Origin of the sequence: Paraburkholderia sp. RL17-373-BIF-A, from assembly GCF_046030175.1 — a bacterium.
Taxonomy (GTDB): domain Bacteria; phylum Pseudomonadota; class Gammaproteobacteria; order Burkholderiales; family Burkholderiaceae; genus Paraburkholderia.
In genome coordinates this window covers 49,141-74,388 of sequence record NZ_JARESO010000006.1, presented here as the reverse complement: position 1 = coordinate 74,388, position 25,248 = coordinate 49,141, and the positions used below count along the sequence as shown (strand labels likewise).

Annotated in this window: 19 protein-coding genes; 10 read left to right on the top strand and 9 right to left on the bottom strand. The window is 58.1% G+C overall.

Annotated features, from left to right (window positions below):
* Positions 1-351 precede the first annotated feature (351 nt).
* From P0D80_RS09405 to P0D80_RS09370, 8 genes are all read left to right on the top strand, one after another.
* Positions 352-1,086, top strand: coding sequence for a Crp/Fnr family transcriptional regulator (locus tag P0D80_RS09405; protein WP_121308590.1), 735 nt, complete (start codon positions 352-354; stop codon positions 1,084-1,086).
* A 1,393-nt stretch (positions 1,087-2,479) separates the two neighbouring features.
* Positions 2,480-3,541 (top strand): dTDP-glucose 4,6-dehydratase, encoded by a 1,062-nt coding sequence (rfbB, locus tag P0D80_RS09400; protein WP_132375826.1) that lies wholly within the window; start codon positions 2,480-2,482, stop codon positions 3,539-3,541.
* A 10-nt stretch (positions 3,542-3,551) separates the two neighbouring features.
* Positions 3,552-4,445: a glucose-1-phosphate thymidylyltransferase RfbA gene (gene rfbA / locus P0D80_RS09395; RefSeq protein WP_408283103.1), complete on the top strand. Its 894-nt coding sequence runs from the start codon at positions 3,552-3,554 to the stop codon at positions 4,443-4,445.
* Positions 4,446-4,932: 487 nt separating this feature from the next.
* Positions 4,933-6,423: a lipopolysaccharide biosynthesis protein gene (locus P0D80_RS09390; RefSeq protein WP_342960092.1), complete on the top strand. Its 1,491-nt coding sequence runs from the start codon at positions 4,933-4,935 to the stop codon at positions 6,421-6,423.
* A 9-nt stretch (positions 6,424-6,432) separates the two neighbouring features.
* The gene (locus P0D80_RS09385) at positions 6,433-7,434 is read left to right on the top strand and encodes a glycosyltransferase family 2 protein (protein ID WP_408283099.1); all 1,002 of its coding nucleotides are present in this window, start codon (positions 6,433-6,435) and stop codon (positions 7,432-7,434) included.
* Positions 7,431-8,081: an acyltransferase gene (locus P0D80_RS09380; RefSeq protein ID WP_408283097.1), complete on the top strand. Its 651-nt coding sequence runs from the start codon at positions 7,431-7,433 to the stop codon at positions 8,079-8,081. The genes P0D80_RS09385 and P0D80_RS09380 overlap by 4 nt, the downstream gene beginning before the upstream one ends.
* Positions 8,078-9,232, top strand: a complete 1,155-nt coding sequence (locus P0D80_RS09375) for an NAD-dependent epimerase/dehydratase family protein (RefSeq protein ID WP_408283095.1) — start codon at positions 8,078-8,080, stop codon at positions 9,230-9,232. Before P0D80_RS09380 ends, P0D80_RS09375 begins: the two co-directional genes overlap by 4 nt.
* 79 nt (positions 9,233-9,311) lie before the next feature.
* Complete coding sequence (locus tag P0D80_RS09370; protein WP_408283092.1) at positions 9,312-10,220, top strand: glycosyltransferase family 2 protein; 909 nt, start codon at positions 9,312-9,314, stop codon at positions 10,218-10,220.
* A 242-nt stretch (positions 10,221-10,462) separates the two neighbouring features.
* Here the strand turns inward: P0D80_RS09370 and rffA are convergent, their stop codons facing one another.
* A complete protein-coding gene (gene rffA / locus P0D80_RS09365) occupies positions 10,463-11,635 on the bottom strand; it encodes a dTDP-4-amino-4,6-dideoxygalactose transaminase (RefSeq protein WP_408283089.1) in 1,173 nt (390 codons plus the stop codon).
* Positions 11,636-12,959: 1,324 nt separating this feature from the next.
* A complete protein-coding gene (locus P0D80_RS09360) occupies positions 12,960-13,214 on the bottom strand; it encodes a hypothetical protein (protein ID WP_408283085.1) in 255 nt (84 codons plus the stop codon).
* Between the two features lie 21 nt (positions 13,215-13,235).
* On the opposite strand from P0D80_RS09360, the gene P0D80_RS09355 reads away from it, so the two are divergent.
* Entirely contained in the window at positions 13,236-14,384 is a 1,149-nt protein-coding gene (locus tag P0D80_RS09355) for a glycosyltransferase family 9 protein (protein ID WP_408283081.1), read from the top strand.
* Positions 14,347-15,408, top strand: a complete 1,062-nt coding sequence (gene rfaE1 / locus P0D80_RS09350; RefSeq protein ID WP_116142685.1) for a D-glycero-beta-D-manno-heptose-7-phosphate kinase — start codon at positions 14,347-14,349, stop codon at positions 15,406-15,408. Before P0D80_RS09355 ends, rfaE1 begins: the two co-directional genes overlap by 38 nt.
* 165 nt (positions 15,409-15,573) lie before the next feature.
* On the opposite strand, the gene P0D80_RS09345 is transcribed toward rfaE1, so the two are convergent.
* The 7 genes from P0D80_RS09345 to P0D80_RS09315 all read right to left on the bottom strand — a co-directional run bounded on the left by P0D80_RS09345 (position 15,574) and on the right by P0D80_RS09315 (position 25,058).
* Entirely contained in the window at positions 15,574-16,707 is a 1,134-nt protein-coding gene (locus tag P0D80_RS09345; protein WP_408283077.1) for an AGE family epimerase/isomerase, read from the bottom strand.
* A 110-nt stretch (positions 16,708-16,817) separates the two neighbouring features.
* Entirely contained in the window at positions 16,818-18,053 is a 1,236-nt protein-coding gene (locus tag P0D80_RS09340) for a glycosyltransferase family 4 protein (protein ID WP_408283074.1), read from the bottom strand.
* Positions 18,054-18,362: 309 nt separating this feature from the next.
* The gene (locus P0D80_RS09335; RefSeq protein WP_408179455.1) at positions 18,363-19,226 is read right to left on the bottom strand and encodes a sugar transferase; all 864 of its coding nucleotides are present in this window, start codon (positions 19,224-19,226) and stop codon (positions 18,363-18,365) included.
* A 907-nt stretch (positions 19,227-20,133) separates the two neighbouring features.
* Positions 20,134-20,868 (bottom strand): ABC transporter ATP-binding protein, encoded by a 735-nt coding sequence (locus tag P0D80_RS09330; RefSeq protein ID WP_408179405.1) that lies wholly within the window; start codon positions 20,866-20,868, stop codon positions 20,134-20,136.
* A 29-nt stretch (positions 20,869-20,897) separates the two neighbouring features.
* Positions 20,898-22,838, bottom strand: coding sequence for a branched-chain amino acid ABC transporter ATP-binding protein/permease (locus tag P0D80_RS09325; RefSeq protein WP_408283071.1), 1,941 nt, complete (start codon positions 22,836-22,838; stop codon positions 20,898-20,900).
* Positions 22,839-22,846: 8 nt separating this feature from the next.
* Positions 22,847-23,722, bottom strand: a complete 876-nt coding sequence (locus P0D80_RS09320) for a branched-chain amino acid ABC transporter permease (protein WP_132375813.1) — start codon at positions 23,720-23,722, stop codon at positions 22,847-22,849.
* Between the two features lie 118 nt (positions 23,723-23,840).
* Positions 23,841-25,058, bottom strand: a complete 1,218-nt coding sequence (locus P0D80_RS09315) for an ABC transporter substrate-binding protein (protein ID WP_408283068.1) — start codon at positions 25,056-25,058, stop codon at positions 23,841-23,843.
* Between the last annotated feature and the right edge of the window lie 190 nt (positions 25,059-25,248).

Here is a 25,248-nt window from a genome sequence, read left to right as displayed (position 1 = left end):
AATCCACACTACGACCTATTGACACTTCAGCTAGCATCGGGGTCCTTTCGGTCTGCAGCAAAGTGACATTGGCGTCCAGCGTTTCAACGAACGTTCAACGCAAATAAGTCCTCTTATATCCGCCGATCGTGCGGGCTATTCCGCCAGCATTATTGGCGCGACCTTCTTTGACGGCTATGCTGCACTGCGACATCGAATGCAACGCGATGACCAATGCGAAGCTTTGATCGTCTCCATTACCGCTTCTGTTTGCCGACCGCGCGAATGAGGGCAATGCATCGTCATTGGTTCCTCGATTCGAGCGAGGCCTGCCGTACCAAGGCGGGCTGCGATACTTACGTGAGGGAAATGATGACGACATTCCAGTCATACCGCCGTGGCAACCGTCTGTTCGAGGCGCTCCCAACGCATGAATGGGACGCAATACTTCCTCATCTTGAACTCGTCGAATTGAGTCCGGGGCAACTGCTGTCGAAATCCGGTGAACTCATACGAACCGTCTATTTTCCGGCCACAGCGATCGTGTCTCTGCTGCAAACCATGGAAAACGGCAGTTCGGTGGAAATTGCCGCGATCGGCAGGGATGGCACGACAGGCGTGCCGATCCTGACGGGCGGAGACACCATGCCAGCCAGCGTTCAGGCTCAATGCCGGGGTTTCGCTTATCGAATCAGCGCTACAGCACTGCGCGAAGCGTTGCGCAATTGCGCTTCGCTGCGCTCACTGATGCTGCTATACATGCAGGCCCTGCTCACGCAGGTCGCACAGACTGCGGCGTGCAACAGGCTGCATCGACTGGACGAGCAACTGTGCCGGTGGCTGCTGGTCGATATCGATCGTTCGGGCACAAGCGATTTGCAAGTCACGCAGCAACTCATTGCCGACATGCTCGGCGTGCGTCGTGAAGGCGTGACTGAGGCGTCCGGCAAGCTTTGCGAAGCCGATCTCATCCATCACAGCCGTGGCCGTGTGCGGATCCTTGATCGGACCGGACTCGAGGCGCGCTCATGCGAATGTTATGAGATCGTGAAACGCGAATTCGATCGGCTATTGCCGCGTATCAACGCGATGGAAGTCACGCGCTGAGGGTTTTGCCGTATTCACAAATCGAATTGGAGTCTGGGACGGCCGGCAATATGTTGTGTGTTCGCACAGATTGCTGGCCTTGCGGAACTATAAAATGTGGCGAGCACCTGACTTGAGGGAGCCTGACGCCGGTATCGGAAAGAGTAGGCGTGCCGCTCACGTGTCGTGATATCGGTAAGCTCGCGATTGATCGGCCGCGGTGCTTGTAGCGCAAGAAGAAAGAAGGCCTGGAGACAAATGGTCAGGCACTCGCCAACGAAATACCGTGCCGCGGTCCGTGTGCTCGGGACCGTGCGCGGCAGTTTCTCTCTCCCGCGGAGAGCTATTCGCGCGTGTCAGCAATCACACTCGCGCGGAGCGCCCGCCCAAGACTCATCGGCCTACTGCCCTTGCATAGGCCGCGCGATCTGATCGGAAGTTGCCGTTCGTCGTCTGCTTTGTCTGTCAAACTGTCATTACGCGGCGGCCTGCAGTTCTTGCCTCGCGTCGCACTAAATCCGCGCTTTCGCCGACTTTGCCATGCTCGTATGCGCGGCTGGCTTCACGCTGTGACCTCCAACGGGCGCGATCATCCGCATCCGGCTGGAGCCTGATGTCGCATCCACTGCCACGCCATACGCGTACTGCTTCAGTTGTGCCGTTTTCCGACCTGGTCGCGATTCTAGTAAAGTATGATGATTGGCGCGCTAACCGCCGCGTCATACCATCGCTGCTGCCTGTGTGTCTTTGACGTTCTACCGGCTGCGTGCGGTGACTTCCGGTGAATCGCGAAGGAGGTGAATCGTTATAAATTCAATCTCGCCTCAATTGAAAGGACCAGGTAAATGTCGAGCGTTTTGACACATTTTTTATGCTTCATATTCGGCGTGGTGATTGGCGTTTTCGTATGCGCATTATGTGTCGCACGTTCCAGAACGCCACGAGACGATAACTAACTCTTTCTTTGGGACGCGCAGGCAGCCTGCGTCCCGATGCGCATCGGCAGGGGCATCTGCCGCAAACCATGAAGGCCGCGCCTATCATCGCGACGACGCAGGCGCGGCTCTCAGCAAAAGAAATGGCCGGCAATCGGCGATAAGGCCGAACCCCGTCAACGCCGGGTGGTGGAGACACGGGCAACGTGAACACTGCAAGCGTTGCCCGACCGCCGAAGCTCTCCTCCTTACCCCCGTTAGTGCGGGAGAAAGCGTGTATGTTGCTTTCCGCACTGAAACAAGATTTCTAGAACCCTACACTAAGCTGGTTGCATCTGTTCGCGGCGCTGGAAGTCGCGATGGAAAGCTATATCAAAGCTGCTTACCGACGTCCCGTGGACGCATCGTTCAACGGATGTCAGCCAGACTCCAATCGACCTTCCGCGCAACTGCATGAAGGCGGCTTCCAAAGGGCTTCCATGATCTTGGTGACAGGCAGCGCCGGTTTTATCGGCGCCAACTTCGTGCTCGACTGGCTGCAAATCTTCGATGAACCCGTCGTGAATGTCGACAAGCTCACCTATGCGGGCAATCTACGCACGCTGAAATCTCTGCAGCACAATCCATTGCATATTTTCGTATGCGCCGACATATGCGATCGCGCTGCAATGGACGAGTTGCTCGCCGAATACAAGCCGCGCGCGATCATCCACCTGGCGGCCGAGACTCACGTCGACCGGTCCATTCACGGGCCGGAGAACTTCGTGCTGACCAATGTCGTAGGTACCTTTACGCTACTGGAAGCGGCTCGCTCGTATTGGAGCAGGTTGAACGACGCCGGCAAAGCGGAATTCCGCTTCCTGCACGTGTCGACCGACGAAGTGTTCGGCTCGCTTTCCGCTACCGATCCGCAATTCTCCGAAACTACGCCGTACGCGCCGAATAGCCCTTACTCGGCCACCAAGGCGGGTTCCGACCATCTGGTGCGCGCCTACCATCATACGTATGGCCTGCCGGTGCTCACCACGAACTGCTCGAACAACTACGGTCCGTACCAGTTCCCCGAGAAACTGATTCCGCTGATGATCGCCAACGCGCTCGGCGGCAAGCCGCTGCCGGTCTATGGCGACGGTCAGAACGTGCGCGACTGGCTGTATGTCGGCGACCATTGCAGCGCGATCCGCGAGGTGCTCGCGCGCGGCACGCCGGGCGAGACGTACAACGTCGGCGGCTGGAACGAGAAGAAGAACCTCGAGGTCGTCCATACGCTGTGCGACCTGCTCGATCAGTTGCGTCCGAAGGCGGGCGCGTCATACCGCGATCAGATCAGCTATGTGAAGGATCGTCCGGGCCACGACCGCCGTTATGCGATCGACGCGCGCAAGCTCGAACGCGAACTCGGCTGGAAGCCTGCGGAAACATTCGAAACGGGCCTCGCGAAAACGGTGCAGTGGTATCTGGACAATCAGGAGTGGTCGGACGAAGTTGCCTCCGGCGACTATCGCAAGTGGGTTGAGACCAACTACGCGCAGCGCGCGTAAAGGCACGGCAATGGCGCGCAAAGGCATTATTCTCGCGGGCGGCTCGGGCACACGCCTGTATCCGATCACGCATGTGGTCTCCAAGCAGTTGCTGCCCGTGTACGACAAACCGATGATCTACTATCCGCTCTCCACGCTGATGGTGGCGGGCATTCGCGACGTGCTGATCATTTCGACGCCGCAGGACACGCCGCGCTTCGAAGCGATGCTGGGCGACGGCAGCCAGTGGGGCATGAACATCCAGTACGCGGTTCAGCCGTCGCCGGATGGGCTCGCGCAGGCGTTCATCATCGGCCGGGATTTTGTGGGCAACGATCCGTCGGCGCTGATTCTCGGCGACAACATTTTCTATGGTCACGATCTCGCCGCGCAGCTCGAGCGCGCAAATGCGCGTGACAGCGGCGCGACCGTGTTCGCGTATCACGTGCATGACCCGGAACGTTACGGCGTAGTCGAGTTCGATAAGAGTTTTCACGCGCTCTCCATCGAGGAGAAGCCCGAAAAGCCGCGTTCGAACTATGCGGTCACAGGCCTCTATTTCTACGATAACCAGGTCTGCCACATCGCTGCGGACATCAGACCGTCGTCGCGTGGCGAACTCGAGATCACCGACGTCAACTCGTGCTATCTGCGGCGCAATGCGCTCGAAGTGGAAATCATGGGCCGTGGCTACGCGTGGCTCGACACAGGCACGCATGATTCACTGATCCAGGCGGCTACGTTTATCGAAACGCTGCAAAAGCGTCAGGGTTTGGTAGTGGCGTGTCCGGAAGAGATTGCATTTCGCCGACATTGGATCGACGAGGAGAAATTGCTCCAACTCGCCAAACCGCTCGCCAAGAATGCGTATGGCCAGTATCTGCTTAATCTTCCGAAGGATCAGGTGGCGTGGCCAAGCCGTTGACCCCGTCATGTTCGAATGGAGCGAAGCTGCTTCCGACTTCCATGCGATAGCTCATCCGCAACTTGCTGAACGTGCGCCGCCGCACATTTAAATTGAAGCTGCACAGGTACGCTTCAAGGCGTAGACCGCAGTGATGCGCATCGTAAGTTGGCTTGCGCATAAGTGTTCATATGCGCGTCTGTTCACGCAGTCGAGGGGCTTTGCCGATAGTCACAATACGCCCTGAGCCCGCATCAAATACTTTCGTAATACATCAAGTTTCACAAGTAGTCATTTTTCCCTATCGTCGAAACGCGTTGTGGTCAGCGCGAATTGTCATTCCGGCATCGACCGGCCGGAATGGAGGTGACATCTTTCGGTCGTTTGGCAGATCAAGCGCTCGCCCTAAGACACGTTCGCGATGAGTTGATATTAACGATGTCAATTCAGAATTCGCGGCGACTCTGGCGGTACCTTCAGCCCTTACCTAATTTACTGGCAGACCGCGATGTTGAGACGAACCCTGCTCGCAAATTTCGTTGGACAGATGGTGACCGCGTTGCTCGGCATCGTCATGGTCCCGATATACGTGCGTCATCTCGGGGTCGAAGCTTATGGGCTGATTGCGATAAACGCGGTGGTTCTCGCATGGGTACTCGTTCTGGACTTCGGTCTTTCGCCCACGTTGTGCCGGGAGCTCGGCAGCCTCCGGGCCGGTACTGGTTCGAAAGCTGAAGTCGGGTTGTTGCTGGAATCACTGGAAAAGCTGATTCTCGGCACCAGCGCCATCCTGTTCGTCTTGTCGATCTTCATCGCGCCTTATTTCGCCGAACGATGGTTGAACGCGTCCACACTGCCTCCGAGCGTGATTCGTACGGCATTTGTGCTGATGATGCTGACTGCTATCGGGCGGTGGCTCGGTGCGCTATACCGTGGGGGTGTGGTCGGCATCGATCGACAGGTTGCACTCAACGGAATTGTCATCACCTTTGCCGTGATACGCACGGTGCTCGTTGTGCCGATCATCATGATCTGGCCGCGTATCGAGTTCTTCTTTGTTTGGCAACTTTTGGCGATTGTCGTAGAAGCGGCCGCGATGCGGACACTGCTCGGCCGTACGATCGACATACCGTTTCTGTCGACGCGTTTTTCATGGAAGGTACTGTCGTCCCGCGCGAAGCTGTCGCTGTCGATTGCATTGGCGACGGTGATCTGGGCCTGCACCACACAGATCGACAAGATCGCCCTTTCGAAAATTTTGCCGCTGGCGGATTTTGCGGTGTTCAGCCTGGCGACTCTGTTGGCGAGCGGAATCTTGTTGTTGGCCAACCCGATTCAACAGGCGTTCATTCCACGGCTGACTACAGAAAGCTTCGGCGGCGGGGAACGAATTCGCCAGATGTATGCACTGGCCACTGAACTGACGTCATTGGCGGTGATCCCGGTTGCGGCAGTGTTCATCTGTGCGCCCGAGGCCGTGCTTCGATTCTGGTCCGCAAGCGCACCGTTGAGTCCCGACGCATTGCGAACGATGCAATGCTATGCGGCAGGAAACGCATTTTCAGCGATCGCTTCGCTGGCGTTTATCGTGCAGTACGCGAAAGGGGACCTGTCGCTGCATCTGAAAGGCAATATCGGCTTTCTTGTCCTCTATGCGCCCGCGGTCCTATTTGGCGGCATTCATCTCGGTGCGGTCGGCGCTGCCTATGCGTGGGCGGGAATGAACTTTCTGCTCCTGTTCGGCTGGGTTGCGATCGTACATCGAAAGTTTATCCCCGGTATCAACGCCAGTTGGTATCGCGGCCTCGCTGCGCGTATCGCTGCGCTCACCCCCGTCGGACTGTTGTTGAGTTTCGCGGATCTCACAAGCTGTTCGCGTATTGGTCTGTTCTTTGTTCTATCAGGAGCGTGGCTCGCTATGGCCGCATTGACCATCGCGGTCTCGCCGATTATTCAACGAAAGGCTCGCCACCTGGCCGGGCGGCTGGTCCTCAACTGAGACAACAGCATGGATACTAACCTTTACCCTCCGGTCCAGGAGCAAGCCACGCCCGTACTATCGGTCATCGTGCTCTGCTACCGGCAAGGCGAGTATGTCGGTCCGTGCCTCCAAAGCGTACTCGACCAGAAGCTCGATGTGCCATTCGAGGTGATCGTGGGCGATGATAATTCGCCAGACAACTCCCTCGACGTCATCGAGTCGTTTCGATCGCGCTATCCGGATGTGATCAAGGTCATTTCGCACGACGCCAACGTCGGCTTCGCGGCGAACTTCGCCGATACCGTCGCGATGGCGAAGGGCGAATACATCGCCAACATCGACGGCGACGATGTCATGCTTCCTGGCAAGCTGCAGCGCCAACTCGATTTCTTAAGAGAGCATCCTGAATGCGGTCTCGTGGTCCATAGGATGCGCACGGTGGACCAGGATACGTTGGAGTCTGTGCCGTATCCACTACCCCAAAATAAGCCCGCAACGTTCGATGCCGAATTCCTCATCAAGAACGGACCGTACTTTTTTCATAGCTCGGAGATGTATCGGGCCCATCTGCGTCATCGCAGCCCCGTTGACGTAGGTCTGAAATCAGTCTGTGATGTGGCACACCTGCTCCAGGTGGTGTTCGGCTGGCAAGGCTGCTACCTGGAGGAAGAGTGGGGCCTTTACCGTGTCAACCGGACCGGCATGACCTCGACACGAATCAACAATCCCGAGCGTCATAGGGAATACATGGCCGACATGATCCAGACCTGCCAGATTGCGGCCGATCTCGGCATGGCGAGCGACACAGTCAACCGGGGGCGCGCAAAGTTCTATCTGACCTCGGCCATCTTCTATCTGGAGCATGGACACGAGGATAACTTCGAGGACTGCATCGAGTCGAGCTGGCGCGCGGCAAGAATCAGCACGAAACAGCTGGTTTTGTACTCGACGCGCCGGTGGCCACGTCTGTCACGCGCTGTCTATACGCGGCTCAAGCAAGTGACCGGACGACAACGGGCCCACGCATGAGTACCACCGTACAGGAGAACGAGCGTCGTGCCACTAAAAGATTGAGGCTTCTCGATCGGTGTAACCGCGCGCTTCTCGCTTGGTACCGACTCAAGACACGCCTGTGGTACGCGCATGTGTTCAAGTCGGTCGGCGCGAAAACGACGATCTTTCGTCCCATGCTACTCGTCAACGTGCATTACGCGTCGATTGGCGAGCGTGTACTGATTCGGCCCGGTGCGCGCATCGAACTTGTCGTGACGGATTCGGCTGCGCCGCCGCGGCTCACGATCGGAAGCCGGGTCAATATCGAGCAGAACGTTCACATCGTATGCGGCTCTTCAATCGAGATCGGCGACGGCGCGACCATTACCGGCAACGTTGCCATTGTCGATGTCGAGCATCCGTATGAGAACGTCAACGACACCACCCGCATTGGCGAGCGTATTCGCACGCGAGGTAACTATGTGGTGATCGGGCAGGGCGCTTTTATTGGATTTAGCGCAGTCATTCTGCCCAACGTGAAAATTGGCCGCCACGTCGTGGTCGGCGCGCATTCGGTAGTGACCCGCGACGTTCCCGACTATTGCGTGGTCGCAGGTAATCCGGCGCAAATCATCAAGCGCTACAACTTCGAAACCAGATGTTGGGAGAGGGAGAAACAATGAAAGTCCTGATTACGGGTGGCGCCGGCTTTATCGGCTCGAGTCTGGCGCGCAAGCTCTGCGCCAACAATGCGGAAGTCACGGTCCTCGATAGCCTCTCCCCGCAGATTCACGGAGAGAATCCCAGCGTCACGTCTGCGATCTTCGCATCGTTGCCGGAAAGCGTGCACTTCGTGAAGGGGTCGGTGACTGATCGAGCCATGCTCGAACGTGTCATGCAGGGGCAGGACGCGATCGTTCATCTTGCGGCCGAGACGGGTACGGGCCAATCGATGTACGAGGTCGATCGCTATGTCGACGTGAACGTGCATGGAACAGCGCTGATTCTCGACATACTGGTGAAAAATAGCCGCAATTCCGTGCGCAAAGTGGTCGTTGCTTCGTCTCGCGCGATTTACGGCGAAGGCAAGTATCGTTCCCCGGCCGCCGGCATTCTGTATCCTGGTCCGCGGAAGGAAAAGGACATGCTTGAGGGCCAGTTCGAGCATCTCTGCCCGGTAAGCGGCGAAGCGATGGAATGCGTGCCCACCGACGAGGAATCGAAAATCCATCCGACCTCGCTTTATGGCATTACCAAGCAGACTCAGGAACAGATGGTGATGACGACTTGCCGTTCTATCGGCATCGATGCATCGGCGTTGCGCTATCAGAATGTCTACGGCCCGGGGCAGTCGTTATCGAACCCTTACACGGGCATTCTCTCGATCTTTTCGACGCGCATAAAAAACGGCAATCCGATCAATATTTTCGAAGATGGTCTGGAAAGCCGTGACTTCGTCTACATCGATGACGTGGTGGATGCGACCTACGCAGCGCTCACGAACGCGAACGCGGCGGACAACGTGTTCGGCATCGGTTCGGGCGTGCGCACTTCGGTCATGGACGTCGCCAAGACTTTGTGCGAGGTGTATGCCAGCGATGTCAGCGTCACCGTGACGGGCGCATTCCGCCTGGGCGATGTACGCCATGTCTACGCCGATTTGACCAAGGCAAGGGACATGCTCGGATTCGAGCCCAAGGTGTCGTTCAGCAAAGGCATCGCACGGTTTGCCCGGTGGGTCGACCAGCAGGAGGTGATGGCCGATACCTACGAGAAGAGCATCGCCGAGATGCGGGAGAAGGGTCTATACAAGGGCTGTGAACGCGCCGCATGACACATCGGTGTGACGCCCTCACGCGCTATGACGGAGGCGCCGCGACGGCCGCCTCCGCAACTCATTTGAAGGACGCGATATGTCAACGAGATATGGTTCGCCGCTGATCGGAATTGTCACCGTGTTGTATCGCTCCGATTCCGTGCTTCCTGATTTTTTCAAGAGTCTCGCGGCCCAGCGCGATGCGAACTTCAAGCTGTACGTGATCGACAACAGCGAGAAGGATACGGGGTGTGCGATATCGCGCGAGCTTGCGGCTCTCAACGATATCCAAGCCGATATCGTGTTCAATAACGACAATGTCGGCGTCGCTCGCGGCAACAATCAGGGTATAGAGATGGCGCTTGCAGACGGATGCGAATACGTTCTGCTGGCCAACAACGACACCGATTTCCCGGATCACGACGTGATCGCGGGACTGGTGCGGCACACCGAGGAGGCGGGCGCATTGGCCTCGGTGCCCAAGATCACCTATCACGGCACCAATCGGATATGGTGTGCGGGCGGAAGATTCTCGCCCCTTACCGCCACCACGCCGCACGTGGGCGATCGGAAGGAAGATCGCGGGCAGTTCGACGAAGAAATGTTTACAGAATACGCGCCGACCTGCTTTATGTTGCTGCACAAAAGCATCTTTCAGACAGTCGGAATGATGGACGAAAAGTACTTCGTCTATTACGACGACAGCGACTTCGTCTGGCGCATGAAGAGTGCCAGTATCGGCCTGCTATACGTGCCGACATCGAGTGTCGGTCACAAGGTGGCGGTGTCTACCGGCGGCAATGAAAGTCCCTTCAGCCTGTTCTATACGGCGCGCAATCGCGTTTATTTCAGCCGCAAGCACCTCGCACCTGCACACCGTGCAATTGCGATTGCCTATGCCGTCGTCACGTTGACGGTTAAATGCGTGAAGTTTTCGCCGGCGGCCAGATCGAGCGTGTTCAAAGGACTTAGAGCCGGCTTCTCATTGTCAGTCGCCGATCATTGACTGAAAGACTGCGTGGCAGCGCTTCGTTACTCCGGCGTGCTGCCAATTTCCCGGCGCGCACCCGGGCACAAGCGATGGCGACGAAAGTCTACGGCGCGAGATAAGAGAACTCCGGGACGGAGGTCGGCAACATCATCACCCCCCCGCACCTTCCGGTGCGTGAGCACATCCGGGCCGCTGCCGACGACCTCTCGTCAACGCCCGGATGCGATTCGCACATGCGTGTTTAGCATGGCTCAGCCCTATTTCACCAGCGCGCTAAAAATATCGACCACGCGCATTTGTTGCGTTTCGGTCAAGCCGGCCCAGAGGGGAAGCCGAATCAGGCGTTTTGACTGGTCGATGGTAACGTCCAATGGGCCGCCAGCTTTGCCGTACCGTTGCCCGGCAGGCGATGAATGAAGCGGAACATAATGAAATACCGAACCTATTTCCTGCCTTCTATATTCATCGAGTAGACGCTGGCGCACATGTTCGTCTTCAACCAGAACGTAATACATATGTCCATTGTGCTGGCACTCTTTCGGCACGATCGGACGACGGAGCGCGCCTCGGCGCTCGAACGGCTCGAGAAGCGCATGATATCGCTCCCAGTGCGCGAGGCGCGCCTGAGTAATCTTTTCAGCACTTTCCAGTTGAGCCCATAGATAGGCAGCGATCAACTCACTTGGTAAGAATGAAGAGCCGACTTCCTGCCAGGTGTATTTGTCGACTTCTCCGCGGAGATAGCGGCTTCGATCAGTGCCTTTCTCACGGATTATTTCCGCGCGCCTCGTGAGGGCGGGATCGTTCACGAGCAACGCGCCACCTTCGCCTGAGATGATATTTTTTGTTTCGTGAAAACTGTAGGCTCCGAGGTGGCCAATGGAGCCGAGGCCACGGCCCTTATAGGTTGCCATGACCGCCTGCGCCGCGTCTTCGACGACTTTGAGTCCATGGCGTTGAGCGATGGATACGATCGTGTCCATTTCGCAAGCCACGCCGGCGTAATGCACCGGGACGATCGCTCGAGTTCGTGGCGTGATCGCCGCTTCGATCAATCGCTCGTCGAGATTCATAGTGTCTTCGCGGACATCCACGAAGACAGGCACGCCACCGCGCAGGACGAATGCGTTCGCCGTCGAGACGAACGTGTACGACGGCATGATGATTTCGTCGCCGGGTTGGATGTCCAGCAACAGGACTGCCATCTCAAGCGCGGCTGTGCAGGAGTGAGTCAGCAATGCCTTGCCGGCACCGCTTCTTTCCTGCAGCCACTCGTTGCAACGTCCTGTGAAGGAGCCGTCGCCAGCGAGCTTTTTACTGAAGTGAGCTTCTGCGACGTACTTCAGTTCATTACCCGTCATAGCGGGCGTATTGAAGGGAATACGATTCTCGTTTACCTCGATTCCAATTTGCGGCGTAGATCGGCTCATGAATAGTTCACCCCAACATGATCGAGAATCAATAGTTCTCGCTGCGACACATATTTGGATCTCGAAGCTGCCCGGCTTCAAGGCCCCGCGTTCCGGCGAACTCGCCAGGTGTTTCAATAAGCAAGTTGCGTGAAGTCCCTTGCTGTGGATCTCAACTGGAGATTGTTCTGTAGCGTGACACTTCGTCTGTCTAACAGATGGTGCGTGTGGACTGCGCGGCCTGCTTGTAGATCAGGCAAGGCGGAGCGTCGACTGGTACGAGATCGAACTGCTCGGTCAGTTGAGCCGCGACCTTCTTGAAGTCGTGCATGACCAAAAGCTCTGACGGCCGGATAGGCGCCGCAAGAAAATAGGAGAGGCTGCGAACGTCGCAAAGGCGATAAATGCCAGCAGTGTCCAGACAGGGTCTCGCAATAGATGAAGCATGTCGCGCAACGAAAAGTTACCCGCTTCGTTGTCTGCGCGAGACGATCCAAAACTGAGAATATGCGTGTTCAAAGGCGCCATCTCCAAGATGCGGGTAGCAAGCTTCTCGATGGAGCGACAAGCTTCGCCGCGTCCATCGCGACTTGCGCAAATGTGATAGGAATACCTCCTTTGCCACGTCGGAGTCTGTGGTTTAGCGCACGTTGCGCGGCGCCGAATCAGTTTAGGTAGGTGGATAGCCGACAGGCGGGCAAAACTATTTGTTTCGCAAATAGTGGTGTGGCAGGATTGATTACAGTTGCATTAATAGGCGGTATGAAGTTTCGCCCGATAGGAACCACGAAAGCCTGCATAAATTACTGAAGTGGCAATATCCCAACCAGGCGGCGCCCCTGCACGATGCCGGGTTCAATTCGTGTCGCCATGCCTGAATCCTCGTGAGGCGGTGTCGTAGTGATCCGCATAAGCGCGGAGAAACAGATAGGTAGCTTCGCGCAGACCAAGTGTCCTTCGCGGAATAATTCTGCGGACTGGATATAGAAGTAGTACTTAGTATATCGATCGACCTTCCTGTGCCGGTCGTTCTGCGGCAAAAGCTTTCCGCAATGGGTGCCCCACATGCACTCGGGCATTCGAACGTTCGGCGCCGCACAGACAGCGCGCGTTCCAGCACGGATCATGCAGTTGCATCATCGGCCATTGCAGACTTTCGGCGCTCGATGCCGCCGACTGTTGTGATCTTCTGCTTCGGAGTGTGAGCCCTCAAAGGTATCGTCGGACCCGGTGTATGGACTGACGCGGGGCGGTCGAATGGCAGCGGCGGTAAGCCGAGCACGGTGCCTGTCGAGAGTCACGACCAGCTAACGGGAATCCACCGTCAAGGCACAAATTGACGGGATCAGCGAACAACGGTACAGCGGCGACGTTGGGTAGCCTGGGTGACCTGATCCAGCGCGGTGCCTGTCAGATCATCCCTCCAGACGACCGAGGCGGAATTGGCGACATTGCTCGAACAGTACGACAACGTGAAGACCTGTGGTGACAAGCGCACGGGGGCATGCCAAGCCCATTCGCCCAGGCGCACGGTCGTCACGCCTATCGCACCCCGGCCGGCGAAGGTATGCAGCCGCTCGGGTTCTAGCTCGACGTTCAACTCGATGTTGCTGGACCTGAAATGAAAAATGAGCGCGGACAGAACCTTCTCAAGCGCGTCGACCTTATTGTCGGTGGCGCTTTCTTGTACATATTAGGGGCGCTTCGCAAAAAACGACGCCTGCCGGTTGAGTGCACGACAGCAGGCATTTTTGCCTTCGCTGCAATTGGCGACTCGATCTTGTCGTCGATAATTATTTCTGAGTTGAGGAAAGTCAAAAAGATTTCCAGAATAGTGATATTTGCATCACGAAGCAACGCGCGTATCTATGATCTGTTCGACGGGTTCGACGAAGTTGTCGTAGTCCCTTTGACCAGCCCGTTGAACGCGCTCAAGGAAATAAAGAAATACGAGGTCGATGTCTTAATCGACACTTCGCAATGGCCAAGGATTTCGGCCATATTGGCAGCTTTCACGAAGACGAAGTTTACGATTGGTTTTAAGACCAGGAATCAATTCCGCCATTATGCTTATGATGCCAGCGTTGAGCATTGCGAAGGCCTTCATGAGCTGGATAATTTCAGAAGGCTATTGCGCCCCCTAGGCATCGAGTCGACGGAACATCCGAAAATCACCAAGGCTATTCGTCCTTCCAGTTTGCCGTTCGTCATTGACGATAAATATGTTGTTTTTCACCCGTGGGCCTCTGGAACAAATTTCGCCATGCGCGAATGGCCCATGGAGTGCTGGCGCGATCTTGCGCATGTATTGATTGATAACGGGCACGCCATTGTCATCACGGGCGGTCCTGAAGATGCCACACGGGCTCAACAATTGGTTGAGCTGATCGGCAGCCAGAAGGTCGTAAGCGTGGCAGCCAAGGTGAGTCTGACTGAAGTGGTCGGAATAGTAAGGCGGGCGGAATGCATAGTTTGTGTGAACACCGGAATCATGCATTTGTCCGCAATGCTGGATACGCCGATGATTAGTCTGCATGGTCCTACCAATCCGTTTCGATGGGGCCCTGTCGGCAAAGAGCGTGGAGTCCTTGCTGTGTCTAAGCGAGAAGGCGGAATGTTCCTGAGCCTCGGATTTGAATATCCGAGAAATGCGAAGTACGTGATGGAAAAAATAAGCGTCGCTTCTGTCGCCGACGTTCTGAGTGAAGTTTATTCGATCAATTTAGGCCGCCATGACAAGAAACCCGCCGGTGAAGCTTTCGCCTCCTGATTTCGACTGCGCTCAATTAATGGTCGTAGGCGACGTCATGCTCGATTGGTATTGGCACGGTTCGACCTCGCGGATCTCGCCGGAGGCGCCCGTTCCCGTCGTCCATGTGCAAGCTGAAGAGACGCGTGTCGGTGGGGCGGGAAACGTCGCGCTGAACGCGGCAGCACTTGGAGCTCGTGTTCGCCTTCTCGGCTTGGCCGGGCAGGATGCGCACGCCGATCGGATCGAAGAGTTGCTGCGCGAAGGCGGGGTTGATTGCGTTCTCCAACGCGTCGCGGGCAGCAAGACGATCACCAAGCTTCGGATTCTTTCCCGCCATCAGCAGATGATCAGGGCGGACTTTGAGGACCATTTTCCCGAACGCAATGGAGATGAGCTGATTTTCAGCTTTGAGCGGCAGTTGCACGAAGTCGATGCGGTGGTCTTATCCGACTACGCGAAAGGGTCACTGCACGATTCGAAGAACCTCATCTCCGCCGCTCGCCGTGCAGGAAAACCCGTCATCGTCGATCCGAAAGGAACGGATTTCGAGCGTTATCGCGGCGCCACCGTCATTACGCCCAACCTGTCCGAATTCGAGGCTGTCGTTGGGCGGTGCGAGAGTGATGCCACGATCGAGCAGAAGGGTGCCGCCCTTTGCGATGCGTTTGAATTCGAAGCGGCGCTCGTCACACGCAGCGAGAAAGGCATGACGTTAATTTCTCGCGGCCACGCCCCTTTGCATTTGCCAACGCGCGCGCGCGAGGTGTTCGATGTGACGGGGGCCGGGGACACTGTCGTTGCCACGCTTAGTGCCGCGCTCGGCGCGGGCATGCCGCTGGACGAAGCAGTCGTGCTTTCCAATGTCGCGGCAGGCATCGTCGTGGCTAAATTGGGAACCGCGACGGTCCGTCGCCCCGAACTCCAGCAGGCACTGCAGCTTGACTTGCATTCCGCACGTCGAGGCAATATTCTCGCGCGAATTTCACTATTACCTTGGCGAGCGAAACCCCGCTCTGAAAAGCCGAGTAACGTGAGCACCTGACGCGCAGACGTGAGCGGAACGTCGAGAGCCGACACGGTGTGGACTCGTTGTGCCGGCTGGTGACCCGCTCCCGCTCGATGCCCACATCGATTGGCATGCCGAAATGAACGAGTTCAGTCCCGCGAACCGGACGATTGCGCGGACCTTGTCCTTCTCAGGCTGCAATCACGCCGCAGCAATGCTGCGAGCGTCGCGAACTTCAGCCGGTAGCGCCGCGTAAGCGGTGGCGAGATGATAAGGCGTAGTCGACGGCATGTCGGCGCGCGACACGTCACCCGCGGCCGTCTTGCATTCGAACCAGCCTTGCGCGTGCAGAAACCGCTCGCGGAAGCGCTCGATCTGCCCGGGCAACACCGCACGCGCCGCGTCATCGTTGCGGGTGGCGAGTGCGCGCAGATATTCGCTTTGCGCCCAGATCCGCTGCGTGGCGTCCTTTACTCGACCGGCGTCATCGAGCGACGCGCACACGCCGCCCGTGACCGGATCCACGCCATGTTGCTGCGCAAACTCAAACGCGCGCGAGAGCGAGTCGTCGAGCCCCGATCCGCCCAATAGCGTGCCCGCTTGCCTGATCAGCCAGAACCATTCGAACTGATGGCCGGGCTCCAGACGGTTGTCGTCGACACCCAACGGCAGTTCCGCGATGCAGCCGGTCGGCGCATGCACGAAGGTGCGTTCGATGGCGCCAGCCAGCTTGCGCAACGCAGAATCGAACGCAGTGTCTTGGGTCACTTCGCGCGCGGCGAGCCAGGCTTCGGTGAGATGCATCAACGGGTTTTGCACCGGCGTACCGGTCACCGTCGATAATTCCGCATCGAGCGCCGCGTTGAACAATCCGTGCTGCGCGGCGAAACGCGTTTCGATTAGCGCCGAGGTGCTATGGACGAGGTTGAGTGCATCGCGATTGCCGAAGCTTGCGGCATATTCAGCGCACGCGAAGACCAGGAACGCGTGCGTATAGAGATCTTTCGTCGTATCGAGCGGCGCACCTTGTGCATCAACGCTGTAGAACCAGCCGCCGCGCTGCTTGTCCTGAAAGTAGTGCAGCAGGGCTTCGAACAGCACATGGGCATGGGCTGCTTCGCCGGCTTGCGAGAAGACGAACAACTGCCGCGCGCACGCCATCGCGCGATAGCGTTCAACCGGCATCGGAACGTGGCCCGCGTCGGCGCTGACGGCCTCGTAAGGCAGATGCATCGCGGTATTGAAGCCGGGCCCGCGCCAGATCGGCAGGACGACGCGTGCGAAGTGATCTCGTAGCGTGGCGGCAAGATCGATCGTGGAGGCGGGCGTATTCATGCTGCGAAGCTCCTTCGAATAGGTCGTAAAAAAGGTCTTGCCGCAGTGAGGCGCGACGAGCTTGCAGATGCTTGGACCGGCGCATCCTGATAGGTGTTGCGCGATCCGCGCTAAACGCGCGAAGGCGCGGATCGCGCGTGAACCGGGCGAGCCACTCCGCCCGCGAGCTCACGCTCGAGAACGTCGAGCAATTGATGTGCAGACCACTCCCACCGGAAGCCACGGGCATGCTCCCTTCCGCGTTCGCGCCAGGTTTCGCGCACCGCGGCGTCCTCCATCATCTGCGTCACTTTGTCGACGATGTCGTCGACCGAATGCGCGTCACAGTACATCGCTGCATTGCCGCATACCTCTGGAAGCGACGCTTCACGTGACACGATGACAGGACATCCACAAGACATCGCTTCAAGCGGCGGCAATCCGAAGCCCTCATATAAGGACGGAAACAGAAAGCAGCCTGCGTTTTCGTACAGCGCTCTCAATTCGCCGTCCGATACGAATCCTGCGGGGATGATGTTTTTCGATAAGTCGTACCCTACCTTCGCCTGTGAATTGAAGACCCGCAAATCGCATCCGCCAACGACAACAAACTTCAAGTCATGGCGGTCACTCAGGCGCTCCATCGCGGCAACTATGCGTGGAAGGTTCTTTCCTACTGAGAGATTTCCGACAGCGAGCACGTAGCCATCGTTCTGCAGGTTCAACCGCGACAGAATCGCCGTGTCCGGTGTGATTTTTTCAAAGTGGTCCACGCCATTCAGGACCACCGAAATGCGTGACGCGTCGATGCCAAGGCGCTCCATGATTCGTGTCTTCGAGAATTCCGACACCGTCACGATGTGACTAGCGTTGCGCTTCAGCAGAGAAAACGCAACGCGATACCAGAGCCTGTACTTCCACGAGTAATTTTCCGGCAGATCGTAGATCGCAACGTCGTGCATCATCACGACCTGCCGACGAGCGAATAAGGGGCCCATATTGCAAAGGCTGAGAAGCGTTCGGCCGCCAATCGCGAATGGCAGTGCCAGTTGCTCCCACAGAGAACCCTTCAACCACCGGCCGATCATTTTTGCTTTCGGCAAGACAACGTCAGTTCGTGCGTTCGAGGGAATCAACAAGGGCAGGTCGGCTTCTTCAGGAAACAGACGCTGGAACGCCATCGCCAGTTCATAACCGACACGTTGCACTCCTGTTATGCGTTGAGATGCAAACTTGCCATTGATTGCAAACCCAGCAGACGGACCCCGCCAATGAGAGTCTCGCGCCGAGCTAGCGTCGGCTGGCAACGCAGTCTGAACGGGGGCCTCTTCCCGGTGCACGTTGGACCGCTCCGCTAACTGTTTCATCAGATATCGCTCCGGTATGCCAGTCGATGTAAGCATCGAGAAGGCGCTGTCAGCCAGCACAAACGTTCACCGCTCGGCCTTCATATGAAATTGCCGCGACAGAACGTTCGAGGGGAGAGAGAAGGTAAGTTGTCGGGTGTTTCGCTACGCCGTGAGAATTCAACGCAGTCTTCGTGACTTTCACTGGCGAGACGATTCGAGATCATGCACGCCACGGAGAGCGTGCCTGTAGAAGCCGATTCGACGACGTGAACAATTTGCATGGGCACTCCATACGGATTACTTTGCTGTGCCGGGCGTACACGATGTTCAATACGCCCCGCTTCCGTCGAAGACCACTTTGAATGTTCTCAGCAGAATGCTGATGTCGAGCAGGGTCGAGCGTTCCTTCACGTACGAGACGTCCAGTGCGACTCTCGTTGCGTAGTCAACGTTATTTCGTCCGCTGACTTGCCACAATCCTGTCACGCCGGGCCTGACCGACAGGTAATAGTGGGCGTCGGAGCCATAGCGTTCCAGTTCCTTGGTGATGATGGGGCGAGGACCGACGAGACTCATGTCGCCCCGAAGGACATTCCAGAGTTGAGGCAGTTCATCCAGGCTCGACTTGCGCAGAAACCGGCCGACGGTGGTGATGCGTACATCGTTCTTCAGTTTGAAATCGCGATTCCATTCCTCGCGCGCATTGGCGTCGGTGGCAAGGAGCTCGGCAAGAACGACGTCGGCCTTCGGCACCATGGAGCGGAATTTCAGACAGCGAAACGATCGTCCGCCTCTTCCAACGCGCGGATGGCCAAAGAAAGCCGACCCGCCGTCGCTCAGCACGACGCAAGCTATGACGAGAAAAATCGGTAGCAGCACAAGGAGCAAGGCGGATGCGCCGAGAATGTCGAAAGTGCGTTTCGTGAAGTCACCTTTTCTCGACGGGATGTCAGAGTCATTAGCCGCCGACAACGTACGGCGAGCCACGGGGCCTGCAGCGGTATCCGCGGACACGTCCGCAGAAAGGGACTCGTCGGCGCGGTTCAATTCCGAGGTGCTATCCACATGTGAAGCTGAAAAGCCGCGGCCGCCCAATTCAGGATGATCGGCGTGTGAACGACTTTCGTAGCGGGCATCGAAAGGATTGACGTCCTTTGACACTGATTCCGATACCTTGCCGACTAAAGCCATTGCTGCCCCCGGTGCGAAGTTCGTTGACGAGTACATCAGTGTTTCGGCATTGCAGGTCGTGCCGGTTATTTCGGCGGACAACGCGAGATAGGAAAATAGGGATATAGCAATCTTTAATTGCTATAAAAAGTACTTCGGATAATTAAGAAGAAAAGCTCAAGAAAAATTAATAAAAAAACTTCTCCTACGAAGCAGGGGCGCACGCTAGAAGCATGCGAAGCATCGCATTCCCCGGCAACATAAATCCTAATTATTTCAGTAGAAAGTATAGCTTGGCAATTCGGCGTCCGTTTGCGGACAAGTCGTAAAATGCCGATGTCTTGGCCGACTCAGAAAGATATGCCAATCAGTGTCGCGATACATTTGACGGCCACCGTTGGCACTGCGAAAATGTTGATCGTTATCAAAATTCCAATTGTCGCAGCCGAAGCCGGATGCGATAGGTAAACCGGTTTCACGTGGCAGGCCGCCTCTGGCCATTCCCGCATTGACCCACGATGGCGATCAATTCAATAAATACGCGCCCGCTCCGTGTTTGGTCGAGCATGTGTAGACGTAGAGTATCTGTACGAATGCCGCTACTCCGTTCGGTACAGCACACAAAGCTCGGTTAGGGCATGCGTCAATCGCCGCGTCCATGTGTATGATGAAAGCGGCTCGCCGCGCAGACGCCGGGCTCCGACGAGATGAGTGTGGATGGCCGTCGCAACGTATTGCGCGTTCGTGTTCCGGATTCCAGCCACGCCTATGGCGAGAATTCCGTTGCCTTAAGTGTGCTGGCTAGGCCGCCAGAAGAGTGTTCGATCTCGCACGGAATATGCTAGATCTTTCATCTGGCTTGTCGAGTTGAAAGAGAAGGTTGCGCGCGCAACCTGCACGGTTCGTGCCACGAACTAGCCGATGCACCTCAGTGAGTGGCCCCCAGGTAGGCCGCCTTCACCGAGGGATCGTTGCGCAACTCCGCCGCGGGCCCATGCGCCGCGATCTTGCCGTTCTCAAGCACATAGCCATAATCGGCCACATTGAGCGCCGCGGCGGCGAACTGCTCGACCAGTAACATGGTGACGCCCTGACTCTTCAGATTCCCGATGATGCGAAACACCTCTTCGACCAGAATGGGCGCGAGTCCCATCGACGGTTCGTCGAGCAAGACCAACTCCGGGTTCATCATGATCGCGCGCGCCATGGCCAGCATCTGTTGCTCACCGCCGGAAAGCGTGCCGGCCAGTTGGTGACGCCGCTCCTTGAGCCGCGGAAACATCTCGATCGCGCGCTCCAGATCGGCCTTCACGTCGCCGCGCGGCCGCGCCGATGTCAGGCGCGGAAACGCGCCGAGCATCAGGTTGTCGGTCACGCTCATGGTCGCGAACACGCGCCGGCCTTCCGGCGAATGCGCGAGCCCGAGCCGTGCGATGCGATGTGACTCCAACGCGTCGATGCGCTTCGCGTTCGCGCCGATGCCCATCGTAATCTCGCCGGCACTCGGCCGGATCATGCCGGAGATCGCCCGCATCGTCGTCGTTTTGCCCGCGCCGTTCGAGCCGATCAGCGTGACAACCGACGCCTTCGGCACATCGATCGAAATGCCGTGCAGCACTTTGACCTTGCCGTAGCCCGCATGCAGATTTCTGATCGATAACATGTCTGTTCCTGTAGGCGCGTTGAGTCGGTTCACGCCGCTTGGCCGGCAGGCTGGCCGCCGAGATAAGCTTCGATGACTTTATCGTTGGACTGAATATCGGCAGGCTTGCCTTCGGCGATTTTCTGCCCGAAATCCAGCACCGAAACTCGATCGCAGACGCTCATCACCACGTCCATGTGGTGCTCGATCAGCACGACAGTAATGCCGTGATCGCGCACTTTGCGAATGATCGCGACCAGTTCCTTGATATCCGGCGCAGTGAGTCCCGCGGCGGGTTCGTCGAGGAGCAGCAGTTGCGGATCGAGCGCGAGCGCCCGCGCGATTTCGAGCAGCCGCTGTTTGCCGTACGGCAGGTTGCGTGCTTCTTCGGCGGCGACATTGTCCAGACCGACGAAGCGCAGCATGCCGAACGCACGCTCGCGGGCGGCGCGTTCCTCGCGTCGATAGCGCGACGACATTAGCCCGACATCCGCGAGATTGGCGTTGAACGTGTGATGCAGGCCGACCAGCACATTCTCGAGCGCGGTCATCTCGCCGAACAACTGCACGTTCTGGAACGTGCGCGCGATACCGGACAGCGCAATCTGCGCGGAGGTCTTGCCCGCGAGCGACGCGCCGCGATAGTCGAGCGTGCCGGCGGTCGGCACATAGATACCGGTCAGTACGTTCATCATCGTGCTTTTGCCCGATCCGTTCGGGCCGATCAGGCCGTGAATCGTGCCACGCCGCACGGTCAGATCGACGTTGTTGAGCGCCTTCAGTCCGCTGAACTGCATCAGGATGCCGCGCAATTGCAGAATGTCTTCCGTACCGCTCGCCTGCACCGCCTGAATCGCATCGCCACCGATCGTGGCCGGTTTCGTGGTGTCGACAGTAACCGTGCGGACGCGGCCATGCATCACGATCTTGCGCACGAAACCGACCACGCCGTCCTGCAAGTAATACACCACCAGCAGAATCATCAGCCCGAAGATCGTCAACCGCCAGTCGGCAAGCGTGTCGATCCGGTAGGAAAACGCGGCGAGACCCACCGTGCCCAAAACCGGAATCGCGACCTTGCGCGGCGTGGACACCTTGCGCGCCAGCGCGACACCCGCGCCGATCACGACGACCGCTGCCAGCACCGAGGCGACGGTGCGGAACATGTCGATGTCGTCGAGCAGTTTGGGCAGCAGCACGATGATCGCCGAGCCGAGCAGCGCGCCGGTGCGGGTCTTGCGGCCGCCCATGATGATCGCAAGCAGGAACAGGATGGTGAGTTCGAAGTTATACGTATTCGGCGAGATGTACTGCTCCGAATACGAATAGAGGCAGCCCGCCAGGCCGGCGAACCCCGCGCTGATCACGAACGCGTAGACCTTGTAGCGGTACACCGAGACACCCATGCAGTCCGACGCGATCGGACTGTCGCGCAGCGCCTCGAACGCGCGGCCCAGATGCGATCTGAGCACGCGGTGCACGACGATCAGCGAGGCGACCAGCAGTGCCGCGACGAGCCAGTAGTACTCGACCTCGTTCATCGGCCGGCCGCCGATCGAAGGTTTCGGGATCTTCACGCCCATCGGTCCGTTGGTCAGAAAATCCATCTCGTTGATGAGAATCTGGAGGATCGTGCCGAACGCCAGCGTCACCATCGCGAGGTAGGGACCGGACACGCGCAAGGCCGGCAGCGCGAGAATCGCGCCGAAGCCCGCGGTGATGAGAATCGCCAGCGGCGCGGTGACGATGAACGGCATGCCGAGCTTGAAGAACAACACACCGGCCGTGTAAGCGCCCACGCCGAACAACCCGGCATGCCCGAGCGACACTTGCCCCGTATAGCCGACCACGATGTCGAGACCGAAGAGCAGGATCGCGTAGATCATGATCGTCTCGAGCAGGTGGATGTAGTACGGGTTCCCCGACAGCACCGGAAACACCGCGAGCGCGATCAGCGCCAGTGCGGACACAATGAGTTTCTTCGGATTCACGGCGGTCCTCACACTTTCTTGATCGACGTCTTGCCGAACAGGCCGGCAGGTTTCAACGCGAGCACGATCAGCAGCAGGACGAGCCCGGGTACGTCCTTGTAACCGGTGGAGAGGTAGAAGCCGGTCGTGGTCTCCGCGATCCCGAGAATCACGCCGCCCACCACGATACCCAGCCCGCTCGACAGCCCGCCGATGATCGCCACCGCGAACGCCTTGAGCCCGAGTACCGCACCCATCGTCGCGCCGGTGAGCGTGAGCGGCGCGATCAGCACGCCGGCAAAGGCCGCGGTCAGCGACGACAGCGCATACGAAAACGTGATGACGAGACCGGTGTTGATGCCCATCAGCGCCGCGGCATCGCGGTCGTTCGCCGTGGCCACCACCGCCTTGCCGAAGATCGTCTTGCGGTTGAAGAACTCGACCGCCAGCATCATCACGAGGGCGCCGCCGACCACCAGCAATTCCATCGGCAGCACATTGGCGCCGAACACTTTTAGCGGTGCTTCCGGCAGCGGGGAGGGGAAGCGCAGATCGTCGCGGCCCCAGAGATTCTCCGCGACGTTCTTGAAGATGATGCCGAGCGCGATCGTCGACATGATCCAGCCGAACTCGGATTTGATCTTGATCGCCGGCCGCACCCCGATCCGTTCGACGAACGCGCCCTGCAGCAGACCGAACACGCAGACGAGCGGAATCATCAGCCAGTAATTGACGCCGAGCGTGACGAGCGTGAGACCGACCAGCGCGCCGAGCATCAGCGCGTCGCCCTGGCCGAAGTTCAGCGTGCCCGAGGTGGCGAATGTGAGTTGATAGCCGAATGCGATCACGGCGTAGATCATGCCGAGCGCAATGCCGCTATAAATGAGCTGCAGAAGAATGGCCATCGTCGAACGCCTTGGAGTTCACCGGATATGAAGCAAAGCCGCGCCCGCCTCGAGGCGGGTGCGGCTTCGTAACATGCCGCCGCGCTTGCTTAGCGCTTGTTCCGCGCTTATTCCACGCTCAGTTCGCCGAGCTCGCCTGCTTGCTGCGCAACTGGCTGCCGCCTTTCTTGTCGGCTTCGTACGCATAGACCACGCGGCCGCCCTTGACCTCGCCGACCACCGGCACGTTCGGGCTGATCGCTTCGTGGTCGTCATGCGTGAACGGCTTGTCGTAGACCATCACGACGCCTTCCACCTTGGTGTTGAGGTTTTCGAGCGCGGCGCGCACTTTCGGGCCGTCGGTCGAGCCGGCCTGGGTGATCGCGGCGGCCAGCAGATAGACCGAGTCGTAACCCTGCGCGGCGGACACCGGCGAGTCGATGCGGTTGTTCTTCGGCTTGAATTCCTTCAGGTACGCTTCGATAAAGGCTTTGCGCTTCGGCGTGTTCGCTTCCTGAATGAAGGTCTGCGGCATGCGCGCGCCTTCGCCGTTGGTGCTCGCGTTGTCGATATAGTTCGCCATCGACAGGGTCCAGCTGCCGATCAGCGGCACTTTCCAGCCGAGCTTGGCCATGCCGTTCGCGATCTGCGCGAGTTCCGGTCCGATCCCGTACGTCAGCACCGCTTCCGCGCCGGCTTCTTTGGCCTTGAGCAGTTGCGCGGTCATGTCGACGTCCTTGATATTGAATTTCTCGACGGCGACGGGTTTCACGCCTTTGGCGGCGAGCGCTTTTTCGAGGTCTTCGCGGCCGAGCTGACCGTAGTTGGTCGAGTCGGCAAGAATTGCGACCTTCTTGAAGCCGCGTTTGGTCACAGCCTCTTCGACGATCATCGGCGCCTGGATGCGATCCGCGGCGGCATTGCGGAACACGTAGTTATCCGGCTGATCGGTGAACTGCTTCGTCACGATGCTGCCTGTGGCGACGTTGTTGAACACGGGAATCTTCGCTTCCTGGAAGAAGCGCTGCGAAGCGAGCGCGACGCCGGTGTTGATGTAGCCGACCACCGCCACGACTTTTTCCTTGTTGATCAGCTCTTGCGCGATCTGCACGCCGCGTTCGTTCTTCGCTTCGTCGTCGCGTTCCACGAGCACGATCTGGCGGCCTAGTACGCCACCGGCTTTATTGATCTCCGCGGTCGCGAGACGCACGCCGTCACGCATGCTCACGCCCATCGAAGATGAGCCACCGGTGAAAGGGCCGTCGACGCCGATCTTGATCGGATCTGCCGCATAGCTGACATTGGCGAGGGTGCAAAGGGCGAGCGCACCCACAACGCTTTTCAAGCGAATTCCCATAGCTGTCTCCGTAGCATGTCTTTTCTTGCATGCAGCCTCGATGCGGGCTCATGCGCGCCGATTCACACGTTCTTAGGAAGCCTGACCGTCAATCGGTAAGTCAGTATAGAAATCGTAAAGTATTAGTAATATGCGGAATTACCCGTGTGGTGCAATCCCTCAATCGACGGCGGCGGAACCCCTGCCTGGC